This window comes from Streptomyces sp. KL116D, assembly GCF_030766975.1.
Taxonomy (GTDB): Bacteria; Actinomycetota; Actinomycetes; order Streptomycetales; family Streptomycetaceae; genus Streptomyces; species Streptomyces longispororuber_A.
The window spans coordinates 274,882-296,355 of sequence record NZ_JASERH010000046.1 but is presented as its reverse complement, the minus strand read 5'-3'; the positions used below and the strand labels follow the sequence as shown (position 1 = coordinate 296,355).

Below are 21,474 nucleotides of genomic sequence, written 5' to 3'. Positions count from 1 at the left end.
CGTGCCGGTCCTGCTGGTCCTCGCCTCCCTCCTCACGGAGGCGGCCGTGCCACGCGCCGTCCTCACCCAGGCCTTCACCTGGCTCAACTCCGCGAGCGCCGCGGGCTCCGCCGTCGCCGCCGCGCTCGCCGGACGCGCGGTGGACTCGGCCGGGGCGCACGGCGGCTTCGCCGTGGCCGCCGCGGCGGCGGTCGGGATGACCGTCGTCGCGGCGGCCGGCAGCGGCCCGCTCAGTGATCGGCGCAGCAGGGCGTGGGATCCGGGTCCTCGAAAGGCACCAGCGTCCCGCCCACCGCGGGCATGGCGGCGAGGACCAGCTCGCCGTCCTCCCACTGCGGACGAACGAACTCCCGGGTGACCAGCACGGCGTCCGGCTCCGGCGCCGCGGCCGAACCGAGCACCCTGACCCGGCCGATCGCCGAACGGCCCACCAGCTCGGCGACCGTGAGCGTGCCCGTCAACGCGGCCACCCCCGGGAACACCACCGCACGCCCGGCCCCGTCCCAGGCCCCGTCGCTCACCGCGTGGCCCCGCCCGGCCAGCCCGGCGCGAGCGGCGTCGACGACGGCCCGCTCCCGGGCGGCCAGGGACAGCGCGACCCGCGGCCGCCCACCGTCCCTGACGAGGTGGGTGCAGCCGAACACACCGTCGGGCAGGTCGAGGCCGGCCATCAGCTGCAGGAGCAGATGGTCGGCGTCGCGCAGCCGCGCGACCTCGGTGTCGATGCCGATGGCGTACGGCGGCGGGGTCACGAGGGCAGCACCCAGACCGGGTTCGAGTAGAACCACAGGTCGCGCCACGGGTCCGCGTCCCCGACGACGTCGATCGCCGGACCGGCCGGGTCCACGGCCGCCCCCATCGCCCCCACGGCGGACCGGTTTCCGTCGGTGCCGCGCAGCCGCAGGTACACGGGACGGTCGACCCGGCCCAGGTCGTAGCTGAGGGTCACGGTGCCGCTCGACCTGTTCACCTCGTACGACTTCACGACCTTGGCGGTCGGTGCGGTGAAGGCGTCCTTGTCCTTCGCCGCACCGGTGACGTCGCCCTGAATGACGTCGACCCGCGCCAACGACGGCTGGAAGCCCGCCCAGTTGGGACCGCCCGCGAGCGCCACGTCCACGGAGAGCGTGACCCGCGTGCCCTTCTTGACCTGGAGCGCGCCGCCGAGCGTGGCCCACCGGCTGCCACCGGACACCCGCACGTCCAGCCCACTGATCAGCTGCCCGTGGTCCACCCAGACCCGGCCCGCGCGGATGCCGTCCATCACGGCGGCGTACGAGAAGTCCTCGGCGCCCACGTGGGTACGGCTGTACTGGCCGGGCCAGTAGTCGTTCTCCGTGGTGTCGATCTGCCCGGCGTACACCGGGTCGTCGTAGCGGCCGTTGGCGTTGAAGTCGCCGCCCCCGCGGGCCGCGGTGTCACCGTAGACCTGGTGCGAGTCGGAGTTGGCGGTGATCCACCACGGCTTGCCCTCGGCGAGCAGGCTGTCCCAGAGCCCGCCGACCGTGGCCGTCATCCAGTCGAACCCGCCCCACGTGCGGTAGCTCTCCAGCGGGTAGCCGGCGAACGAGTCGCCGCCCGGGCTGTTGTTGTAGATGCCCCGCGCGCCGCCCGGACCGAGCGGCTTGGGCAGGCCGCCCGCCTGGTGGCCGGGAGCGCCCTCGAAACCGACCGCGATGCGCCGGTCGCCGGACGTGGCATCGCGCCAGGCACGGATCTCGTGCGGTGAGTCGATGCCCTTGCGCGCCGGGTGGTTGGCGAGCATCAGCGCGTCCTTGACCTTGCGCCGCCGCACCTGCTCGGACAGGAAGGTGAGCCCGGCGACGGCGAGCGCCTCGTTCGCCGGCGTCGAACCGGTCGCCGCCTTGACGGCCCCGTCGTAGCCCGCCTCGAACTGCCGCAGGACATCGACCTCGTTGGCGCCCGGATGCACGAACACGGTGCCGTGCTCGGCGGCCGGGATGTTCCACTCCAGGCCCTGGAACACCAGCGTGTCCCGGTGCGCGGAGCGCGCCGCCCGGATGTCCGGGTTGACCTTCTCCACGCCGATCTTGGCGTGCGTGCCGCTGCCGTGGTCCGTGATGACCAGCCAGTCCATGCCGTGCCGCGCGCCCTGCCGCACCTGGTCGCCGACCCGGTACTTGCCGTCGCTGCTGTACTGGGTGTGGATGTGGTGGTCGCCCGCGAGCCAGAGGAATCCCTTGCCGCGCCGCCCGCCGGACCGCGAGTCGGCTGCCGCGGGCACGGTCGCCGCGCCGGCCAGCACGCTGCTCGCGGCCAGACCGGCCCCGAGCAGCCCCGCCCGGCGCAACAGGGAGCGCCGCGACTGCTGTTCCGGGCTCAGGGCCTCGTCGGGCACAGAGGTGTCGAACGCGGCGGGGAGCGCCTCCGCCGAGCCGTCCTGGTCGTGGCCGTGGTCGTGGTCGTGGTGATGAGAGTGGTCGTGATCGTGGTGGTGGTGTCCGTGCCCGTGCCCGTGTCCGTGTCCGTGTCCCATGAGGCTCCTCGTGATGGTCGGCCCCGCGTGGGATGTGTGGGCCGCCTGAGGAGAATCGAGGCGGAAGATGAATCTTGAACGACGTCCTGCTGAGCGCCGGGCGTAGTCGGTGCGACCAGTCCAGGCGATCTGTCCGGGCGACCCGCTCCGGGGGACCGGTTCAGGCGGTGTGCGTGTCGCCGAGGGCCGCCGACGGCCGTATCGCCCCGACCGGTCGGCCGTGCCCGAGGACCGGCGCCTCGGTGAGTGCGGACAGGAGCGGGTCGGTGTCGACGTCGACACCGAGGTGGCGCAGGGCCGCGGTCAGGACGACGGCCCGGGGCCTCGACCCACCGTCGGCGATCTTGAGGGCGACGGCGGAACCGTCGGGCAGGCCGAGTGCGTAGACGCCCTCCGCTCCGTCCTTGGCGACGGCCCCGGGCAGCGCTCTCAGGAAGGCGGTGACGTCGCGGCCGGTGCCGCCGACGTACTCGGCGTGGGCGTTCATCGCGGACACCACCCGCTCTTCGTGGCTGCCCGCAGGAGCCGTCGCGAGTGTGGCGAAGGCGCGGGCGAGACCGGCGAGGGTGAGTGCGAACAGCGGCGCCCCGCACCCGTCGACGCCCACCGCCGACGACTTCTCCCCGGCAAGCTCCTCCAACGCGTCCCGCAGGGCGAGCTGCAGCGGGTGGGCCGGGTCGAGGTAGTCCCGGACGGGCCAGCCGGCCGCGACGCACGTGGCCAGCATCGCGGCATGCTTGCCCGAGCAGTTCATGGTGATGCGGGTCGGCCCGAGCCCCGCGGCGAGATGCGCGGGGTGCGCCTCGGCGCCGATCGGCAGCCCCGCCGTGCACCGCAGCGCGTCCTCGGCGAGGCCCGCGCCCGCGAGGATCCGGCGCACCCCGTCCAGGTGGAAGCCCTCCCCGGAGTGGCTGGCACTGGCGAGGGCGAGGAGCTCGCCGTCGAGGTCCAGCCCGGCGCGCAGCATACCGACGCTCTGCAGCGGCTTGTTGGCGGAGCGCGGGAACATCGGCTCGTCGACGGGGCCCGCGGCGAGCACGCGACGGCCCTCGGCGCCGAGCGCCACCACCGAGCCGTGGTGCACGGACTCCAGGAAGTCACCGCGCCACACCTCCGCGATCACGGGGTAGGTGGTCATGCTCGTCCTTTCGGTCGGTTCCGCCGGGAGGCGGTGGAAGTCCTGCAGTCGTGCCGGGAGTTCAGTGCGCCCGCGATGCTCAGCGGACCCGGTCGTACACCAGCGCCAGCGTGCCGTGCTCACCCGCGCTCTGGCTGACGAGCTCCCACCGCCCCGTGGGCAGACCGTCGTCGAAGAGGCGCGGCCCGCCGCCGAGGAAGACCGGGAACACCGTGAGGGCCAGCCGGTCGACCTGGCCGGCCGCCAGCAGTGCCTTGATGACGCTCGCGCTGGACAGCACCAGGATGTCGCCGCTCTCGGTCTCCCTGAGGTCGGTGACGACATCGGCGGCAGGCGCGTCGACGACGGTCGTGCGGTCCCAGGGGGCCTTGCCGGGCGTGGAGTCGAGGGTGGCGGAGAGGACCACCTTGTCGGCGCCGACGAGCCACTTCGCGAAGCCCTCGTCCCGGGGATCGGCTCCCTCCATCCCGATGACGGTGGGCCAGAACCCGAGGAACCCCTCGGCGTTGACCCGCCCCAGCAGGGCCGTCGTCGCCGACTGCCAGAGCCCGGTGAGGTGATCGCGGGCGACGTCGGTCGTGGCGTACGGCATCACCCAGCTCATGTCGACGGGGTTGTCGGGTGCTGCGTAGTGACCGTCGAGGGACAGGCTCATGTTGGTGACGACCCTGCGGCCTGCGAACTGCTGCGTCATTTCCTGCTCCTCGTGTCCGTCGTGGTGTCCGTCGTGCCGTCATTCGTGGTGTCAGTCGTGCCGGTGTCCGCGGTGTCGTCATTCGTGGTGTCCGTCGTGCCGGTGTCCGCGGTGTCGGTGCCCGTCGCGGCGGAGGCACTTGCGTCGATGGCGCTCGCGTCGTGCGCCGCGTCCGGCTGGTGTCGCGCCGCGTCGACCGTCGCCACGAGCTTGTCGAGGCTCTGGCCGAAGCCGATCTCAATGCCCGCGATGAAGTCCGCCGAGTCGACCGTGCTGTCGGTGACCTCGTAGCGGACATCGAGGTCCGTGCCGGGTCCGGAGGGCCGGAACGCGAGCTCGACGTGGGCGGTGAACGCCGTGCCGCCGTCGGGCAGCAGCGGGGAGAGCCGATACGCGAGCCGCTCGCGGGGCAGCGCCTCCTCGACCGTCCCTTCCGCCCGCCCCGCCACGAGATCGGCGTCACCGGCGTCCTCGGCGTCCCGGTACTCCTGGACGATCCGCCCGCCCGGCCGAGCCTCGAAGACGAGCTCGGAGACGCGCAAGTCGTCCGGAGTCCACCAGCGCGCCAGCAGCGGGGCCTCCGTCAGGTGCCGCCACACCGACTCGGGGTCCCCCGCGAGGGACCGCCGGAACCGGAACGAGCGGCCGTCCGCCCACCCCGCCGTCGCCGCGGCCAGTCGCTCCGCACGCAGCTCCGCCCCGTACCGGTCGAAGGCCGCCCGCGGCCCGCCGTCCCGGTCCGCCGCCTCCGCGAGCCGGCCGAGCGCGGTCGCCAACTCACGCAGGGGCGCGGACTCCAGAGCGTAGATCCGGCGCTGGCCCGTCCGCTGCGAGGTGACGACACCGGCCCGCTCAAGCGTCTGGAGGTGCTTGGTCGTCTGCGGCTGCCGCGCCTCGGCGAGCTGCGCGAGGACACCGACCGAGCGGGGCTGGTCGGCCAGCAGGCCCACGAGCCGCCAGCGAACCGGGTCGGCCAATGCGGAGAGGAGTGCGTCCATGACATCGAGTATTCTTGAGAGCGAATATTCGTGTCAAGGAATATCTCTGAGAATCCGCGAGACTCCCGACGATCTTGGATCGGATGGCCCTCAGTGACCGTCATCGAAAAGCAGACGGTCAGTACTTTGATCCGTGTCCTGGAATCGGGCATACTGCGCATGTGTCCGATGGGGAAGACGAGCGTGAACTGGCCGATGCGGTCGCCGTGCTGAAGGCTGCCGAGAGCCGGGTCGCCGAGGCGTTGCGTGCCTACCTGGCTCGGGACCCGGTCACGGGTCGGCCCGTGCACGGACGGATCGGGCGGGCCGCGCAGATCACCGGGTGGGGCGAGCAGCGCGTCAAGGAGACCGTCACCCCGGCCCTGGCCGACCGCCGACGGGCCAAGCGGAAGGACACCGGGGCATGAGTGACTTCGACGCGATCGACTCGCTGCTCGCCTCCGTCACGCCGGACGTCGACCTTCCTGACGTGCAGGTGCGCCGCGACCTGCGCGAGCAGGCGGGCCTGTCGAAGGCCCAGGTCGCGAGGGCGCTCGGGGTGAGCCCCTCCACGGTGAGCGGCTGGGAGACGAGCCGGGAGCCGACCGGTGAGGTCCGTGCGAAGTACGCGTACCTGCTGGACGGCCTGGCCGTGAAACTCGCGCCGCCCGCCCCGGAGCCCGTACAAGCGGAACCTGCGGAACCCGAAGTCGTGGAACCGGAACCCGTTGCGCCGCACAACGCGCACGACACGGACGACGCGGACGACGCGGACGACGCGGACGACGCGGACGACGTCGAGGCGCTGGCCACGCCCGAGCCCTGCGTCCTGTGCGGGAACCCCGCGGGGCAGCGGGTCGCCGGATTCCCCCAGCACCTGGACCCCGCCGACTGCGGCGCCGCCGCGTCGTCCGCCCCGGCCGCCTCATCCGCCCCGCGACAGGAGGAGCAGCCGGCACCGCGGCCCCCGGAGAAGGCGGCGCCCCGGCCCGAGGCGAGGACGGCACCACGGCCCGAGGCAAGGACGGCACCACGGCCCGAGGCGAAGGCAGCCCCGCGGACGATCCGCGACTTCGGTGCCGGACGGCCCAGGACGCCGACGCGGCGCGCCTTCCAGCCGCCGTCCGAGTCGAGCGGCCTGATCGCCCGCTCCGTGGCGGCGGCCCTCGCCGCGTCCGGCGGAGACGTCGACGAGGCGACGGCCGCGCTGGTCAAGAAGGCGATCCCGGACGCGATGGCGCTGCTGGACGAGACCCGCAAGGGCGCCCGCTACGACGTGGTCGCGCACCCGTGGATGCCGGACGTCCTGAAGAAGCAGAGCGCGCGGGGCGCCGACCAGGTCTGGGAGGCCAGGCCCAAGTGGACCCGGGACGCGCTGCCGCCGGGTGAGCACGAGGTGACCGCGCTCGACATCAACGGCGCGTACCTGAGTGCCCTCAAGACCCATCTGCCGATCGGGCAGTTGGAGCACTCGACCGGCTTCGACCACGACCGGCGCCGGGCCGGCGTCCACCTCATCACCCCGCCGCACTGGGAGCACGACGCGGTGCTGCCGAACCCGATCGGGCAGCGCGACGAGCCGGGCCCGCTGTGGGTCACCGAACCCACGCTCCGTCTCCTGCAGCGCCTCTCGGGGCCCAAGCACGCGCTGTGCGAACCGCCGGAGATCCACGAGTCGTTCACGTCCGGGGCGACGGAGAACCTCCTGGAGAAGTTCCGCGTCGAGCTCAAGGAAGCCCGCGACGCCGCGATCGCCGACGACGACGGGGTCACGCTGGAGTACGTGAAGGCGATGTACTCCAAGTTCGTCTCCACGATGGGGGAGTCGAACTACAACCGGGAGCTGTTCCGCCCGGACTGGATGCACCTCATCCGCTCCCAGGCCTTCGCCAACCTCTGGATGAAGGCCCTCAAGGCCCACGAGGAGGGCCTGACCGTCGTGCGCGCCATGGGCACCGACGAGCTCCACGTCATCGGTGACTGGCGCCGCGTCTTCCCCGAAGGGCGTGCCGTGACCGAGGTGAAGGTCAAGGACGTGTACACCGCCGGCACCCCCGTCGACGAGCCGACCGTCCCGGGCGAGCAGGAAGACTGACGCACCAGCCGTGACACCCGCCGCGACATCCCTCGCGGCGGGTGTCACGGCGCTCCGGAACGCCGCGTTCCCCAAGTCGCCGCCGTACGGCCGACGTTGAACGCCGGGTCCAGGCGTGCCCGCGCCCCGCGCGGGAGCCGCGCGGCCACACCCACCATCCGGGCCCCTCCGCCCCGAGCGACCGCTGTCCGCCCATAATCGCGGACCCGTCGTGACGCAGTCGTAATCTTGCAATGTTGGATCCGAATGTTGCGTGCATCTGTGTGCGCTCCTCTTATCGTGATGACGAGGACCACCAGGGCGGTGCTTGGGCGTCACCCTAGAGGAGCCGTAATGAAGCCCCGTAACCTCGCGATCGCTTCTGACGACAGGATGCTCGCACTCACCGCCACCGCCTGCGGCGGAGACTCGAAGAGCTCCGATGCCGGTGGCGACGTCAGCATCACCGTGGCGTGTCAGCCGGCGAGACCGCGCCGAGGACGCGCAAGGCCTGGGACGACGACGTCGCCGCGTTCGAGAGGCGCACCCGGGCGTCACGGTGAAGAGCACCGACCAGCAGCGTGCTTCGACCCGAAGACCTTCGCCGCGAAGCTGGCCGGCGGCCAGATGGAGACCGTCTTCATGGTGCCGGTCACCAACTACGCCGACGTCATCGCCAAGCGGCAGGCCAAGGACATCACCGGGCGAGACCGGTCTGGTGAAGAACTTCGGCGACATCAAGCAGGACGTCCGGGACATGGTCACCAAGGACGGCAAGGTGTACGGCGTCCCACAACGTCAGCTACAGCGTCGGACTCGTCTACAACCGCGCCCTGTTCACCAAGGCGGACTCGACCCCGACGCCCCGCCGAAGACCTGGGACGAGGTGCGCGCCGCGGCGAAGAAGATCGCGGGGCTCGGTGCCGGCTACGTCGGTTACGGCGAGTACGGCGGCGGCAACGTCGGCGGCTGGCACTTCGCGCAGTCCGTCTTCAGCCGCGACGGCGAGATGGTCGTCGACGGCAGGCAGCCTTCAACAGCCCCGAGGCAAGGCCGTGCTGCAGAACCTCCACGACATGCGCTGGGAGGACAAGAGCACCGGCAGCAGGTCCTCATCGGCTGGGAGCGCTGATGCGGCAGATGGCGGCCGGCAGGGCACGGCATGATGCTCGGCGCCCCGGACGTCGTCACCGACGTCGTCCAGAAGTTCCAGGGCAAGGCCGCGGACTACGGCATCACCGGCATACCCGACGGCAAGGCGTCGCTCACCGGCGGCGAGGCGTACATGATCAACCCAGGCGGCGAGCGCCGCCCAGACCAAGGCGGCCATGCGGTGGATCGACTTCGAGTTCAACACCCGAGCAGGGGCCGCTTCGGCTTCGCCCACGTACGGCAAGCCAGCGGCGAGGCCGTCGGCGTCCCGAACAACGCGACTACATGGGTGACTCGGCGACCGGCGAGACCCTCGCAGAAGACCGCAAGAAGAACGCGGCGCTCGGTCGAGAACTACGAGGCCTACGTCGAGTCCGCCACGGGAGTCGCCCTCAAGCTCGAACCGGCCAAGGCCCAGGAGCTCTACGCGGTGCTCGACGTGGCCATGTCCGCGGTCCTGACGCGGGAGAACGCCGACATCGACAAGCTGCTCTCGGACGCCGAGTCCAAGGCGAACTCGATTCTGGCGAAGAGCTGACGGCAACTGTCCCGGTGCCGTTCGGAGGGCGGCACCCCGCGTCGGCCTCGGGGGCCGGAGTCGAACGGGAGATGACGATGGAAACACTCACCATGGAGCCGAAGCGGCAGCTCGCGCCGCGCCGTCGGCCACCGTCGAAGCGGCGCAGGGCGGCGCGGCGGAACCTGACACTGCCTACGGATTCCTGTGCGCCGCGCTGTTCTGCTTCGCCATGTTCGCGTGGTGGCCGATCATCAGGAAGTCGTCCTCAGCTTCCAGCAGACCAACCTCGTCGACCCGCCGACCTGGGTGGGCCTGGACAGCTTCCGTACGGTGGTGGACGATCCGGCGTTCGGCCAGGCCTGGCGCAACACCCTGGCCTTCACCCTGCTGGCGCTGCTGTGCGGCTACGTGGTGCCGTTCGCCGTCGCGATCGTCCTCAACGAACTGCGGCACGCGCGGGGCTACCTCCGCTTCGTCGTCTACCTGCCGGTGATGCTGCCGCCGATCGTCTCGGTCCTGCTCTTCGCTGGTTCTACGGCCCGGGCCCCGGACTGTTCAACCAGGTCCTCGACTTCGTCGGCCTGCCGACCCTCGCCTGGCTCGACTCCACCGACACCGCGCTCATCTCCCTCGTCATCGTCGCCACCTGGATGAACCTGGGATCGGGGTCCTCATCTATCTGGCGGCGCTGCAGAACATCCCCGGCGATCTGTACGAGGCCGCGGAACTCGACGGCGCCGGCATCCTCAAGCGGATCCGGCACGTCACCATCCCTGCAGACCCGGCTGATCCTGCTGCTGATGTTGATGCTCCAGATCGTCGCCACGATGCAGGTGTTCATCGAGCCGTACATGCTCACGGGCGGCGGCCCGGAGAACGCGACGGTCACCGTCGCCTACCTCATGTACCAGTACGCCTTCGTCTACGGCGGCAACTACGGGGCGGGCAGCGCCCTCGGTCTGATGCTCATGATCGTCCTGCTGGCGGTCGCCGCGAGTTCAGCTCGGCTGACCCGAGAGAGAAGTAGCGCCATGGTGAGACACCACCACCGCCCCGAAGCGGCGGCGAGGACCGAGGCGGCGGCGCGGCCGGCCGGCGCGGCGACCGGAAGAAGCGGCGCGGCGGCTGGGCGGACGGCCATTCCAGGACCATCGTCTCGCCACGCTCGAGCTCAGGTCCCGCTGAGCCGGAAGATCTACTGGACGCTGCTCACCGCCGTCGTGATCGTGTTCGCCCTGGTCTTCGTCTTCCCGCTCTACTGGATGGTCACCGGCGCCATGAAGACGGGCGAGGAGAGTCGCCCAGATGCCGCCACCCTGTTCCCGAAGTCGCCGGACTTCGGCGTGTTCGCGGACGCCTGGACTCTTCGACATCGGGACGCTGCTCAGGAACACCGTCTTCTACGCCGTCGGTGCCTGGCTGTTCGCGCTCGCCGTGGACGTCTCCGCCGCCTACGCGCTGTCAAGCAGCGGCCGATGCGCGGAACGTGATCATGGCGGGCATGCTGGCCGCGCTGATGATCCCGCCGATCGTCGTGATGGTCCCCGCGTACATCACGGTCAGCCGACGTGCCGATCCTCGGCTGGCACCTGCTCAACTCGCCCTGGGCGATCTGGTTCCCGGTGGCCGCCAACGGCTTCAACATCTTCCTGCTGAAGCGGTTCTTCGACGCGCCCGCCGGACGAGATCCTGGAGGCCGCCGAGATCGACGGCGTGCGTGGCGCGTCCTCGTCTCATCATCCTGCCGATCTCCCGGCCGATCCTCGGCACGTCGTCTCCATCTTCACCGTCGTCCTCGTGTCTTCGGGACTTCGTCTGGCTGCTGGTCCTTCCCGACAGCGAGAAGATGACCATCAGCGTCGGACTGTGTCCCGAGACCGCGGGCGCGGTGACCCAGAACTCAGATCATGGCCGGTCTCGTCATCGCGAGCGTCCCGGTGATCATCGTGTTCTTCTTCTTCCAGCGCAGCATCATGGCGGGCCTCACCGCCGGCAGCCTCAGGGCTGAACCCGCCCGGCCGCCGACCCGCCCACGCAGAGCACTCCGCGCCGGTCCATCTGTCCATGCCCCGCCCGACCGGCGGCGGAGTTCCCACCTGCCCGAAAGGACCGTCACGTGGCAGCTGTTCCCTCGTCCCGTCACCGCAGACTGGTGGCGCGACGCCGCCATCTACCAGGTGGCATCCCGGAGCTTCGCGGACGGCGACGGCGACGGCACCGGGAGACCTGGCGGGCGTCCGCACCGGCTGCCGTACCTCGCCGAACTCGGCGTCGACGCCGTGTGGTTCACCCCTGGTACCTCTCCCCGCTGGTCGACGGCGGCTACGACGTGGCCGACTACCGGACCATCGACCCCGCCTTCGGCACCACTGCGGAGAGAGGCCGAGAAGCTGATCTCCGAGGCGGCCGACCTGGGCATCCGGGTCATCATCGACATCGTGCCGACCACGTCTCCGACCAGCACGCCTGGTTCCGGGCCGCGTTGAGGCCGGCCCCGGCAGCCCCGAGCGGGAGCTGTTCCGCCTTCAGGCCCGGCCGCGGCACGAGCACGGCGAACTGCCGCCGAACGACTGGCCTTCGCAGTTCGCGGGATCGACCTGGACCCGGGTGCCGACGGCGAGTGGTACCTCCACCTGTTCACGAACAGCCCGACCTCAACTGGGCCCACCCCGCCGTCCGGCGCGAGCACGAGGACGTGCTGCGCTCTGGTTCGAACGCGGCGTCGCCGGCGTCCGCATCGACTCCGCCGCGCTGCCGCCAAGCACCCGCAACTGCCCGACTTCGTCGAGGGCGTCGACCCGCACCGTACATCGACAGGACGAACTCCACGACATCTACCGCTCCTGGCGGGCGCTCGCCGACGAGTACGGCGGCGTGTTCGTCGGCGAGTCTGGCTGCCGGACGCCGAACGCTTCGCCCGCTACCTCCGCCCCGACGAACCGCACACCGCGTTCAGCTTCAACTTCCTCGCCTGCCCCTGGGACGCCGGCCGGCTGCGCCGCACCATCGACGACACCCTCGCCGAGCACGCGCCGGTCGGCGCCCCGGCCACCACGGGTCCTGTGCAACCACGACGTGACCCGCACCGTCACCCGCTACGGCCGCGCCGACACCGCCTTCGACTTCGCCACGAAGGCCTTCGGCACGCCCACCGATCTGGCCCTCGGCACCCGGCGGGCCGCGCCGCGGCCCTGCTCACCCTGGCCCTGCCCGGCTCCGTCTGCCTCTACCAGGGCGAGGAACTGGGCCTGCCGAGGCGGAGATACCGCTGAACCGCATCAGGACCCGATGCACTTCCGCTCGGCGGCACCGATCCGGCCGCGACGGCTGCCGGTTCCCCTGCCGTGGACCGCCGACGCGCCCGCGTACGGCTCCGGTTCGGTCGGCGAACCGTGGCTGCCGCAACCCGACGACTGGGCGCAGGTACGCCGTCGACCGGCAGAGCGCCCGTCCCGACTCATGCTCGCCTCTACCGCACCGCCTGCGCCTGCGCCGGTCCGCGCGGCGAGGCTTCGGGACGGCCCGATGAGCTGGCTCCCGGCCGCGGACGGGGTGCTGGCTTCACCCGCCCGCACGGTCTGATCTGCGTGGTGAACCTCGCCGAGCCACCCGGCCGACCTGCCCGCCCACGGACAACTGCTCCTCTCCAGCGGGCCGTTGGACGCGGACGGCGACTGCCGAGCGATACGGCGGTGTGGCTGAGAGCTCCGACGGTGCGCGGCCGCACCGCTCCGGGCAGGTAGGTCAAGATTCGCAAGGTCCCCACGACCGCAAAGACAGAACAGGAATCTGCGTTAGGCTTGCAATCATGACGCGACGACTTGCTGCAAGTTGCGAAGAAGGTCGGGGTCAGCGAGGCGACGGTGTCAGCCGGTGCTCAACGGAGGGCTGAGCGTCTCCGAGGCGACCCGGCAGTCGGTGCTGACCGCGCTGGACGTGCTGGGGTACGAGCGGCCGACGCAGCTGCGGGGCGAGCGCGCTCACGGCTGGTCGGCCTCGTGCTGCCGGACTGCAGAACCCGATCTTCCCCGCGTTCGCCGGCGTGATCGCGCGCGCTCGCCCAGCGGGGCTCACGCCGGTGCTCTGTGCACGCAGACGAAGGGCGGCGCCGTCGGAGGCGCGACTACGTGGACCTGCTAGCTCCAGCAGCAGGTCTCCGGCGTCGTCTTCGCGGGCGGCCTGTTCGCGCGGAGCCGACGCGCGCGCACGCGCACTACCAGCGGCCTGGCCGAGCGCAACGATGCCCGGTGGTGCTTCGTCAACGCCGTCGAGGCCTCGACTTCCCCTGCGTGCGCCTGCGACGACGTCGGTCGCGGCCGAGCAGGCGTGGCGGCACCTGGCCTCGCTGCGGGCACGAGCGGATCGGCCTCGGGTGCTCGGCCCGCGCGGACCACATGCACCGTCGCAGCGCAAGCTGGCCGCGGCGCGCGGCCGCGGCGCAGGCCTCGGGCGCACCGCTGGCCGACGACGTTCGTCGAGCGGGCCGCTGTTCTCGCTGGAGGGCGGGCAGGCGCGCGGCGGCACGCCTGCTGGCGCGCGGCGTCACCGGCGTCGTCTGCGCCAGCGACCCGCTGGCCCTCGGCGCGGTCCGGCGGCGCCGCTCGGCGCGGGCTCGTTCGGTGCCGCGCGAGCTCGTCGGTGGTCGGTACGACGACTCGTGCGCTTCATGACCTGCACCGAGCCGCGCTGATCGACGGTGCGGCAGCCGATCGAGGCGATGGGCCGGGCGGCGGTCGAGCTGCTGTGCGCGCAGATCCAGGGCAGCCGAGCCGCCCGGCGAGCTGCTCTTCGAGCCCGAGACTGCTGGTGCGCGGCGCGACCGCACCGCCCGCCTCCGGCTGACCGGACCAGGATTCAGCCGGAGGCGGCACTCACCCTGATCCCGGCGAGCACGGTGTCGAGCAGCCGGTCGAACTCCGCCACCGAACCGACGTCGCCCAGCAGGGGAGCGCGGGTGCGGCCGTCGTCGGGTGGGCGGCGGCATCGAACTCCGGTACCGGAGCGGGACTTCGGGTCCTTCACCGGTACGGGCCAGCAGGTGTCCGTCCAGGAACCCGAACAGCACCACGGGCGTGTCCGCCACCACCCGGTCGGGCGCGGCCCCGCCGCGCGCATCGCGGTCACCAGCCGCTCCACGGCGGCGACGGTCACCGGTGAGGTCCGGGCGCGCACGACCACCAGAAGACCCGCGGATGGCGGTAGGCCACGGCCCGTGTGAGCCGTGCGCCGTACGGCGGGCGATCTCTCGCCCAGTCGTCCGACGCGTCTCGCGGTGTCGGACTCCATCTCGCGGAGCACGGCCTCGGAGGCGGCGCGCCGAGCAGCCCCGCCTTGCCCTTCACGCATGGTGATAGATCGACATCGGCGACCCCGAGTTCGCCGGCGAGCCGGCGGACGCGAAGCGCTCCAGACTCGTCGCGGTCGACGAGCGCGACGGCGGCGGTCGCGATGCGGTGCCGGTCGAGACCGGCGAGGTGCCCCGATGCCCGTCGTGCCACGTCCGTCCCCTCCACCCGGCAGAGCCTACGGCGCCAGAACTTACCGTACGCGGCCGGGAGGACGGCCTCCGCCGAACGGTCGCCGCACTCCCTCACAACCGCTCGGCGAACGCCCGCGCGGCGGCCAGGTCCGCATCGCCCGGGCGCCTTGCTGAGACCGCCGACGACCTTGAAGGCGCGCGCACGTGTCGAAGCCCCGGCACGAGAAGGGCGACTCCGTCACCTCGTACCTTGCCTGCGAGGAGCCGGGCCGCCGGCCGGGCGAGCGGCATCAGCGGCAGCTCCGGCGGCCCGCTGGTCGCGAACACGAAGGCCCGGCCCCGCCCGTCGGGAAGCGCCCGGACGAACGCGGTCAGCCGCGGGTGGAGCCTGCCGTAGAACACACCCGAGCCGAATCCGACGAGGTCCGCGGCGGCCACGCCGCCGGGTCTGCCTCCTCGGGCGGACGACCTTCGCGCCCAGGACCTGGGCCATGGCGTCGGCGACCGACGGGTGTTGCCGTGGGACACGGAGGTGCACACGATGACGGCACGTTCATGGCGCTGATCCTTTCACCGGCCTGTGCCCACAGGACTGCACAGCCACGCCGTACGTGACATCCCCAGTACCGGGACCGGCGGCCTCGGATCAGATCTCGAAGATCCCGTAACGAGTCCGTCCGCCCTGATCCGGCCGCCACCGACCTCGACGCCCCGCGCCAGGACCGCAGTGGCGTCGCCGACGGGCGTCCAGCTCGGCCGCGGCGCGGCGCGGATTGACGACGACGAGGTGGTTCCGCCGCGTAGCGTACACCAGGGGATAGCCGTCGTGCAGCACCTCGTGGCCGCCCGCGCGCCCAACTCCGACCGGGACGTGCGCAGTTCGATCAGACGCGGCGGACCAGATGCAGCAGGGAGCCGTCGTCGGCCCGCTGGCGGCGACGTTCGGCCGGGCCGGGTCCGGATCGAGAGGTACAGCCGTTCCGCGGGCGCCGTGGAGAAGCCGGCGTTCTCCGTGCTGCGTCCCACTGCATCGGGGTGCGCGAGCCCGCCCGGTTGTAGCGCGGGCCGAGCCAGAAGCTGCCCTCGTGGTCCGGCAGGCCCGGCACGTACCGCATGCGCCGATCTCGTCGCCGTAGTAGATCGCCGGCACCGTCGGCCAGGTCAGGTGGAAGGCGGAGGCCGCGGGCAACTGCTCCGCCGTGCGCGGCCGCAGGCCAACGGCCGGGAGAAGTCGTGGTTGGCGGTGGGCGGCGGCGTACCCCGCGTCCCCGATGGTGTCGGTGACGGACCGCCAGATGTCGAGGAGGCGATCTGCGGGGAACCGAGGCCGATCGGCGCCGAAGCTACGGCGACAGCGGCTGCCACTGCTCGTTGACCGTGCCCTCGAGAGTTGTGTCCACAGCGAGCGCAGGGCGATCCGTCCCGTGCGGGACCAGGAACTGGAGGGAAGAAGTCGCGGAACCCCGCCGGCACCGACGTCGCCGGATGCACCCCACTCGGACAGCAGGGCGGCCTGCGGATGCCGCGTGTCGAGGCAGATCCCGCAGCTCGCGCGAGATGCTGCACGGTCTCGCTGGCGGGTCGTGCCGCTTGACGAGCGGCGCCAGCCATGTCGACGCGGAACCCGGACAGGCCGAGCGACAGCCAGTGGTCCATCACCTCGCGCAGCGCCTGCCGATTGGCGAGCGGCTCGGCGTCGAGCGGGCGCGCCGCCACGGCTCGGCCGGATCCGGGCGCGACGTAACCCGAAGTTGAGGGGCGGGCTGCGAGGCGAAGAGTTCGGCAGGTAGAAGCCGGGTCAGGGAACCCGGCGCGAGGCGGCATGCGAAGCCGGCGGGCAGCGTCGCCGGGTCCCGCGGATCCGCCCAGATGTACCGCTGGTCGGCGGGGTCGGCGGCGGACGCCGTGAACCACGGGTGCTCGTCCGGCGTGTGCCCGGCCACCAGGTCGAGCAGTACCCGGATGCGCGGCTCCGGGCCGCCTCGGCCAGCCGGACCAGGTCGGCGTCGGTGCAAACGTAGCGCGGAGCGACGGAGAAGTAGTCGCTCACGTCGTAGCGCGTCGCGGAACGGCGAGGCGAAGCACGGATTGAGCCAGACGGTGTTCACCCCGAGCCAGGCGAGGTGGTCGAGCGCGACTCGATGCCGGCGGGTCGCCGATGCCGTCGCCGTCGGAGTCGGCGAAGCTCTGCGGATAGATCTGGTAGAGGACGGCATCGGCGAGCCACTCGGTGGCGGGGCGTGCGGACGGCGACACGGGACGGCCCTTCGCAGGATCGGCTGGGACGGCGGGGAACGGGGCGGCAGCCGGGGCGGGCACGGGTCCCGCCCGGGTCATCCACCTACCCCGCGCCTCACCCCCCGTCCACCTCGCCCTCGTCCGGACCGTCGCCGGCCACCCGCACCAGCGCCCGCACCGGCAGGTGGTGGCTCGGGCGCTACGCCGTCCCGGGCGAAGTCGTCGGCAGCGCGGCCTCGGACCCGCACGACGATCCCGCTTGCGACACCAGGATCAGTCGATGCGCTCGCCGCCCGCGGGACCGGCGGCCGGTGGTCGTGGAAGGTGCCGAGCCCGCCGCGCCGTTCGGCGACGTCCCAGGTGTCCACCAGGTCCGCCGCGTCGAGCAGCGCCGCGATGGACGGGGTCGTCCGCGGGGGCGTTGAAGTCGCCGGTGACCACGCGCGGAAGACCGGGCGCGAGGACCCGCAGCCGCGCCGCGAGGAGCTCCGCCGCGCGCGCCTGGCGTACGCGCTCTCGTGGTCGCGAAGTGGGTGTTGACGGCGAGGAGTTCGCCGGCAGCCCAGATCCGCAGCCGCGCAGGTGGCCATGCGCGTACGGCAGCCGCCCCAGGTCTCGGGCCGGGCACGTCGGGGTGTCCGAGAGCCAGAAGTGGCCGGAGTCCAGCGCTTCGAGGCGCTCGCGGTCGTAATGGCCGATCGCGGCGAACTCGCGCCCCGGTCGCCGGCGTCGCCGGCCCTGCGACCCACCCGTACCGGTCGGTGCCGAGATCGTCACGCGAGGTCGCGCGGCGGCGCCGCGAGACATCCTGGGTGCCGGCGCAGATGGGGGCGCGCCCGGTTCAGCAACTCCCCGGCCAGCGCCGGTCCCGCCACGGGCGGGGAGACGGAGCCGGGCGACGAGCGGTTGAAGGTCATGACCCGGAGCCAGTGCGGTTCGTCGTCCTCTACGTGAGGCCTCCCCGTGGGCTGATGCCAGCACTTGCGTGTACTCGATGAATGCGCTTACATTCTCGGTGCGCGAGAACGCTAACTCCGCGGACAGCGATACGGCAACAGGTAGCAAAGGTATAGAGGTCACCACGTGCTGCGAGCGAACGAATCACAGATCAAGGAACTGCTGGGCCGGATGACGGTCGAGGAGAAGCTCGGACGGCTCCGGCGGCTGACGTGGACGGGGACACCGGACCCGGCGGCGGCCAGACCGCCGAGACGGAGGCGGCGGCGCCGCGCGGCCTGCTCGGCTCGGTGTCCTCAACATCCACGGCGCCCGCCGCACGAACGAACTGCAGCGCATCGCCGTCGAGGAGTCCCGGCTCGGCATCCCGCTGCTTTTCGGCCTCGACGTCATCCACGGCTTCTGGACCACGTTCGATCCCGCTCGCCCAGGCCGCCAGCTTCGACCCCGAGGTGTCGCGGCGCGACGCCGAGGTGTCCGCCGCCGGAGACCAGGACCGAACGGCGTGCGCTGGACCTTCTCCCCGATGATGGACGTCACGCACGAGCCGCGCTGGCCGCATCGCCGAGGGCTGCGGCGAGGACCCCGTACCTGAACGCGGTGTTCGCCGTCGCCAAGGTCCAGGGCTACCAGGGTCCGGCCGACGGCACGGAGCTCGGCCGCGACGGCCGGATCGCCGCCTGCGCCAAGCACTTCGTGGCGTACGGAGGTGCCGAGGGCGGGCGCGACTACAGCACGGTCGACGTGTCCGGAGCAGCGGCTGCGCGACCACTACCTGCCGCCGTTCAAGTCCGCGATCGACGCCGGTGCGGCCACGGTCATGGCCGCGTTCAACACCGTCAGCGGCGTGCCCCGCGCACGGCAACGCCCACACGATGCAGACCGTCCTCCAGCGACGAGTGGGGCTTCGACGGCTTCGTGGTCAGCGACTACACCGGCGTCCAGGAGCTGATCGCGCACGGCTTCGCCGAGGACGGCGCGGACGCGGCGCGCTCGCCCCTCGGTGCCGGGCTCGACATGGAGATGGTCTCAGCACGCACGTCGTCGACCACGGCAGGACGCTCCTCGACGCGCCGGCTCACGATCGAGCGCGTGGACGACGCGGTCACCCGCATCCTGCGCCTGAAGTACGCCCTACGGCCTCTTCGACGACCCCTACTGCGACGAGTCAGCCGAGATCACCGAGCCGACCGCGGCCGCGCGGCGCCGCCGCGCGCGGCGGGACCGCTGCCCGCTGCATGGTGCTGCTCAGGAACGAGGCGGCCGCCCTCCCGCTGGCCGCACCGCCGCGTCGATCGCCGTGGTCGGCCCGTTCGCCGACTCCGCCGATCTGCAGCGGCACGTGGGGCGGCCCCGGCGCGCGCCAGTACCCGTCCGTCAGCATCCTCGACGGTGTGCGCGCGGCCGCCCCGGACGCCGTGGTCAGCCACGCGGGCGCCGACCCGGACGAGGCGGCGGCCGCCTGCCGGAGGCAGCGCGGACGTCACCGTGATCGTGGTCGGCGGGAGGCCGAGCTCAGTGGTGAGGCGGCCGTGCGCAGCGACATCGCGCCTGCCGCGCGGCCAGGAGGAGCTCATCGCGCGCCGTCGCCGCCACCGGCAAGCCGTACGTGGTGGTCCTGGTCAACGGCCGGCCGCTGGTCCTCGGCGACTGGTTCGACGCGGCGCCCGCCGTCCTGGAGGCCTGGCACCCCGGCATCGAGGCCGGTCACGCGGTCGCGGACGTCCTGCTCGGCACGGTCGCCCCGGGCGGCAAGCTGCCGGTGACCTTCCGCGTGCCGTGGGCCAGATCCGTCTACTACAACCACGAGAGCACCGGCCGCCCCTTCGACCCGGCGCACAGACGAGAAGTACGTCTCCACCTACCTGGACCTGGCGGACGGCCGCCGCGGCTGCCGTTCGGTCACGGTCTCGGCTACACGACGTTCACCACCTCGGAGCCGGGCTCGGCCGGGACGAGATCTCCCGTGCGTGAGCTGGCGAGGGCGAGCGGGTCACCGTGCGGGTGACGGTCACCAACACCGGTGAGCGTGCGGGCGACGAGGTCGTCCAGCTCTACGTCCACGACGTCGCGGCGAGCATCGCGCAGCCGGTGCGCCGGCTGCGCGGCTTCGAGCGCGTCACTCTGGAGCGGGCGCGCGCCGCCACGGTCACCTTCGAACTGGGCGAGGAGGACCTGGGGTTCTGGACCAACGACCCGGCGGGCACGTTCCTCGTGGAGCGCGGCCGGTTCGACGTGTACGCGGGCACGAGCTCGACGGCTCGGCGCGGACGACGCTGCGCGTCCTGCAGCCGCGCGCGCGACCGCAGCCGGTCCTGGCCGTGGATGACGCTCTGGACCGGTGCGGGCGGGCGGGGGACCGGTGCGCTACTTCTCCTGCTGCCGGCGCACGATCTCGGCGATCCCGACACGGGCGCGAACGGCGACGTGCAGCCCGGCGAGTCGGATGGTCAGCTTGAGCACTTCCAGGCGCTCGCCGATGTCGACGGCCCGGGCGCGGTGCTCGGCGTGGTCGATGCCGATCTGCGCCAGGCAGTGGTTCATCGCCCACTGGAGGCGGTCCGGGGCGTCCATCATCTCCGCCTCGATGACGTCGAGCAGCCCCGCGAGGTCGAGCCCTGCGGCTTCTTCGCCACGCGCTCGGTGGTCAGCGCCCGGCCCGCGCTCGCGACCACGGGATCCGGGTCGGCGGTCCAGGCCACGCGCAGGTCCTCGGCGTGCAGGCTCTTCTTCACGACGTAGTTCACGAGCCAGTCGTGGACCTGTGGGCGTCCGGGCGTCGCGCACCATGGCGCGTCCAGCTCGTCGCGTCCGAACGCCTTGGGCCGGCAGATCAGCAGCGCCAGCAGCCGCGCGCGGTGTCGGTCGCCCAGAGTTCCTGCGCCAGTTCCTGCTGGGTCTTGAGCCGCTTCGCGAGGGCGCGCAACTTGCCGAGGTTCACCCCGTGATCGTCACCGTGCTTCTCGTTGACCGCGCGTGCCTTCGGGTCCTCCAGCTCGGCCAGCTCGGTCAGTACCTCGGCCACCGTCGTCCCGGCCACGTGAGCCTCCTGTCCGTTCCGTGCGGCACTCAGCGTACGACGCAACGGCGACAGAGTCCGGCCCGTCGGCGTCAGTGCAGCAGGGCGCTGCTGATGTCCCGCGCCGCGTCGGTGACCTGCGCCGCGAGGGCCGCTCTCGGCAGTCCCGCCTCGGTGAGCCGGTCCGTGCGTCCGGCGATGCTCACGGCGCCGACCACCCGCCCCGAACCGTCGCGGATCGGCGCGCCGATCGCGCTCTCCCCCTCGGTCCGCTCGTCGACGGACGCGGCCCAGCCGCGTTGCCGGATCTCGTACAGCTCGGCGGCGAGGGCCGAGGACTCGGTGAGCGTACGGTCGGTGAACCGCGGCGCAGGTCCACGGGGACGTCTCAGACCGTGGTCGAAGGCGAGCAGCGTCTTGCCCACCCCGGAGGCGTGCGAGCGGCAGATGGCCGCCCACCCGCAGGACCTGGGCGCTCTCGTCGGGGCGGAACACGTGGTGGATGACGAGCGCCCGCCCTCGTGCGCGGTGCCGATCCAGACGGACTCGCCGCTGCGCGCGGCCAGGGTGTCGGCGCTGTGCAGGGAGCGGGCCCGCAGTTCGTTCACGTCGAGGTAGCGGGTGCCCAGGTGCGAGGAGCGAGGCCCCGAGGCGGTACCTGCCGGTGGCGGCGTCCTGCTCGACGAGGCCGGCCGTGGCGAGGTGTCGAGGATGCCGGCGAGGTGTCCT

General features: G+C 72.2%; 17 protein-coding genes and 6 pseudogenes. 11 read left to right on the top strand and 12 right to left on the bottom strand.

Annotated features, from left to right (window positions below):
- Positions 1-230 precede the first annotated feature (230 nt).
- The 5 genes from RBJ77_RS19875 to RBJ77_RS19855 all read right to left on the bottom strand — a co-directional run bounded on the left by RBJ77_RS19875 (position 231) and on the right by RBJ77_RS19855 (position 5,327).
- The gene (locus tag RBJ77_RS19875; RefSeq protein WP_372346242.1) at positions 231-752 is read right to left on the bottom strand and encodes a hypothetical protein; all 522 of its coding nucleotides are present in this window, start codon (positions 750-752) and stop codon (positions 231-233) included.
- Positions 749-2,497, bottom strand: coding sequence for a PHP domain-containing protein (locus tag RBJ77_RS19870; protein WP_372346241.1), 1,749 nt, complete (start codon positions 2,495-2,497; stop codon positions 749-751). Before RBJ77_RS19870 ends, RBJ77_RS19875 begins: the two co-directional genes overlap by 4 nt.
- Positions 2,498-2,657: 160 nt before the next feature.
- Positions 2,658-3,635 (bottom strand): asparaginase, encoded by a 978-nt coding sequence (locus RBJ77_RS19865; RefSeq protein ID WP_372346240.1) that lies wholly within the window; start codon positions 3,633-3,635, stop codon positions 2,658-2,660.
- Positions 3,636-3,714: 79 nt separating this feature from the next.
- Entirely contained in the window at positions 3,715-4,329 is a 615-nt protein-coding gene (locus RBJ77_RS19860; protein WP_372346239.1) for a dihydrofolate reductase family protein, read from the bottom strand.
- On the bottom strand, positions 4,326-5,327 hold the full coding sequence (locus tag RBJ77_RS19855; RefSeq protein ID WP_372346238.1) for a metalloregulator ArsR/SmtB family transcription factor: 1,002 nt from the start codon (positions 5,325-5,327) through the stop codon (positions 4,326-4,328). Before RBJ77_RS19855 ends, RBJ77_RS19860 begins: the two co-directional genes overlap by 4 nt.
- Before the next feature lie 161 nt (positions 5,328-5,488).
- Between RBJ77_RS19855 and RBJ77_RS19850 the strand changes: the two genes are divergently transcribed.
- The 7 genes and pseudogenes from RBJ77_RS19850 (at position 5,489) to RBJ77_RS19820 (ending at position 13,894) form a co-directional block, all read left to right on the top strand.
- Positions 5,489-5,734: a hypothetical protein gene (locus RBJ77_RS19850; protein ID WP_372346237.1), complete on the top strand. Its 246-nt coding sequence runs from the start codon at positions 5,489-5,491 to the stop codon at positions 5,732-5,734.
- Positions 5,731-7,401: a helix-turn-helix domain-containing protein gene (locus RBJ77_RS19845; protein WP_372346236.1), complete on the top strand. Its 1,671-nt coding sequence runs from the start codon at positions 5,731-5,733 to the stop codon at positions 7,399-7,401. The genes RBJ77_RS19850 and RBJ77_RS19845 overlap by 4 nt, the downstream gene beginning before the upstream one ends.
- Positions 7,402-8,098: 697 nt before the next feature.
- Positions 8,099-8,512 (top strand): hypothetical protein, encoded by a 414-nt coding sequence (locus RBJ77_RS19840; protein WP_372346235.1) that lies wholly within the window; start codon positions 8,099-8,101, stop codon positions 8,510-8,512.
- 30 nt (positions 8,513-8,542) lie between these two features.
- On the top strand, positions 8,543-9,070 hold the full coding sequence (locus tag RBJ77_RS19835; protein ID WP_372346234.1) for a hypothetical protein: 528 nt from the start codon (positions 8,543-8,545) through the stop codon (positions 9,068-9,070).
- A 77-nt stretch (positions 9,071-9,147) separates the two neighbouring features.
- Positions 9,148-10,068: pseudogene (locus RBJ77_RS19830) on the top strand (carbohydrate ABC transporter permease); the annotation flags it as partial.
- A gap of 1,107 nt (positions 10,069-11,175) precedes the next feature.
- Positions 11,176-12,795: pseudogene (locus RBJ77_RS19825) on the top strand (alpha-amylase family glycosyl hydrolase).
- 65 nt (positions 12,796-12,860) lie between these two features.
- Positions 12,861-13,894: pseudogene (locus tag RBJ77_RS19820) on the top strand (LacI family DNA-binding transcriptional regulator).
- A 12-nt stretch (positions 13,895-13,906) separates the two neighbouring features.
- On the opposite strand, the gene RBJ77_RS19815 reads toward RBJ77_RS19820, so the two are convergent.
- The 5 genes from RBJ77_RS19815 to RBJ77_RS19795 form a co-directional block, all read right to left on the bottom strand.
- Positions 13,907-14,224: a hypothetical protein gene (locus tag RBJ77_RS19815; protein ID WP_372346233.1), complete on the bottom strand. Its 318-nt coding sequence runs from the start codon at positions 14,222-14,224 to the stop codon at positions 13,907-13,909.
- A gap of 418 nt (positions 14,225-14,642) precedes the next feature.
- Positions 14,643-14,969, bottom strand: coding sequence for a flavodoxin (locus tag RBJ77_RS19810; protein WP_372346232.1), 327 nt, complete (start codon positions 14,967-14,969; stop codon positions 14,643-14,645).
- 446 nt (positions 14,970-15,415) lie between these two features.
- Positions 15,416-15,646, bottom strand: coding sequence for a hypothetical protein (locus RBJ77_RS19805; RefSeq protein ID WP_372346231.1), 231 nt, complete (start codon positions 15,644-15,646; stop codon positions 15,416-15,418).
- 1,396 nt (positions 15,647-17,042) lie between these two features.
- Entirely contained in the window at positions 17,043-17,546 is a 504-nt protein-coding gene (locus tag RBJ77_RS19800) for an endonuclease/exonuclease/phosphatase family protein (RefSeq protein ID WP_372346230.1), read from the bottom strand.
- On the bottom strand, positions 17,543-17,686 hold the full coding sequence (locus RBJ77_RS19795; RefSeq protein WP_372346229.1) for a hypothetical protein: 144 nt from the start codon (positions 17,684-17,686) through the stop codon (positions 17,543-17,545). The genes RBJ77_RS19800 and RBJ77_RS19795 overlap by 4 nt, the downstream gene beginning before the upstream one ends.
- Before the next feature lie 341 nt (positions 17,687-18,027).
- Here RBJ77_RS19795 and RBJ77_RS19790 point away from each other — a divergent pair, with 341 nt between their 5' ends.
- The 4 genes and pseudogenes from RBJ77_RS19790 to RBJ77_RS19775 form a co-directional block, all read left to right on the top strand.
- Positions 18,028-18,321 carry a glycoside hydrolase family 3 N-terminal domain-containing protein gene (locus RBJ77_RS19790; RefSeq protein WP_372346330.1) on the top strand — a complete coding sequence of 98 codons (294 nt, stop codon included), beginning with the start codon at positions 18,028-18,030 and terminating at the stop codon, positions 18,319-18,321.
- 5 nt (positions 18,322-18,326) lie between these two features.
- Positions 18,327-18,791 (top strand): annotated as a pseudogene (locus RBJ77_RS19785) (glycoside hydrolase family 3 N-terminal domain-containing protein); the annotation flags it as partial.
- 547 nt (positions 18,792-19,338) lie between these two features.
- Positions 19,339-19,734: a glycoside hydrolase family 3 C-terminal domain-containing protein gene (locus tag RBJ77_RS19780; protein WP_372346228.1), complete on the top strand. Its 396-nt coding sequence runs from the start codon at positions 19,339-19,341 to the stop codon at positions 19,732-19,734.
- Positions 19,725-19,922: pseudogene (locus tag RBJ77_RS19775) on the top strand (fibronectin type III-like domain-contianing protein); the annotation flags it as partial. The gene RBJ77_RS19780 and the pseudogene RBJ77_RS19775, both read left to right, overlap by 10 nt.
- 171 nt (positions 19,923-20,093) lie before the next feature.
- On the opposite strand, the pseudogene RBJ77_RS19770 reads toward RBJ77_RS19775, so the two are convergent.
- Positions 20,094-20,766: pseudogene (locus RBJ77_RS19770) on the bottom strand (DNA alkylation repair protein).
- A gap of 71 nt (positions 20,767-20,837) precedes the next feature.
- Entirely contained in the window at positions 20,838-21,353 is a 516-nt protein-coding gene (locus RBJ77_RS19765; protein ID WP_372346227.1) for an IclR family transcriptional regulator C-terminal domain-containing protein, read from the bottom strand.
- Between the last annotated feature and the right edge of the window lie 121 nt (positions 21,354-21,474).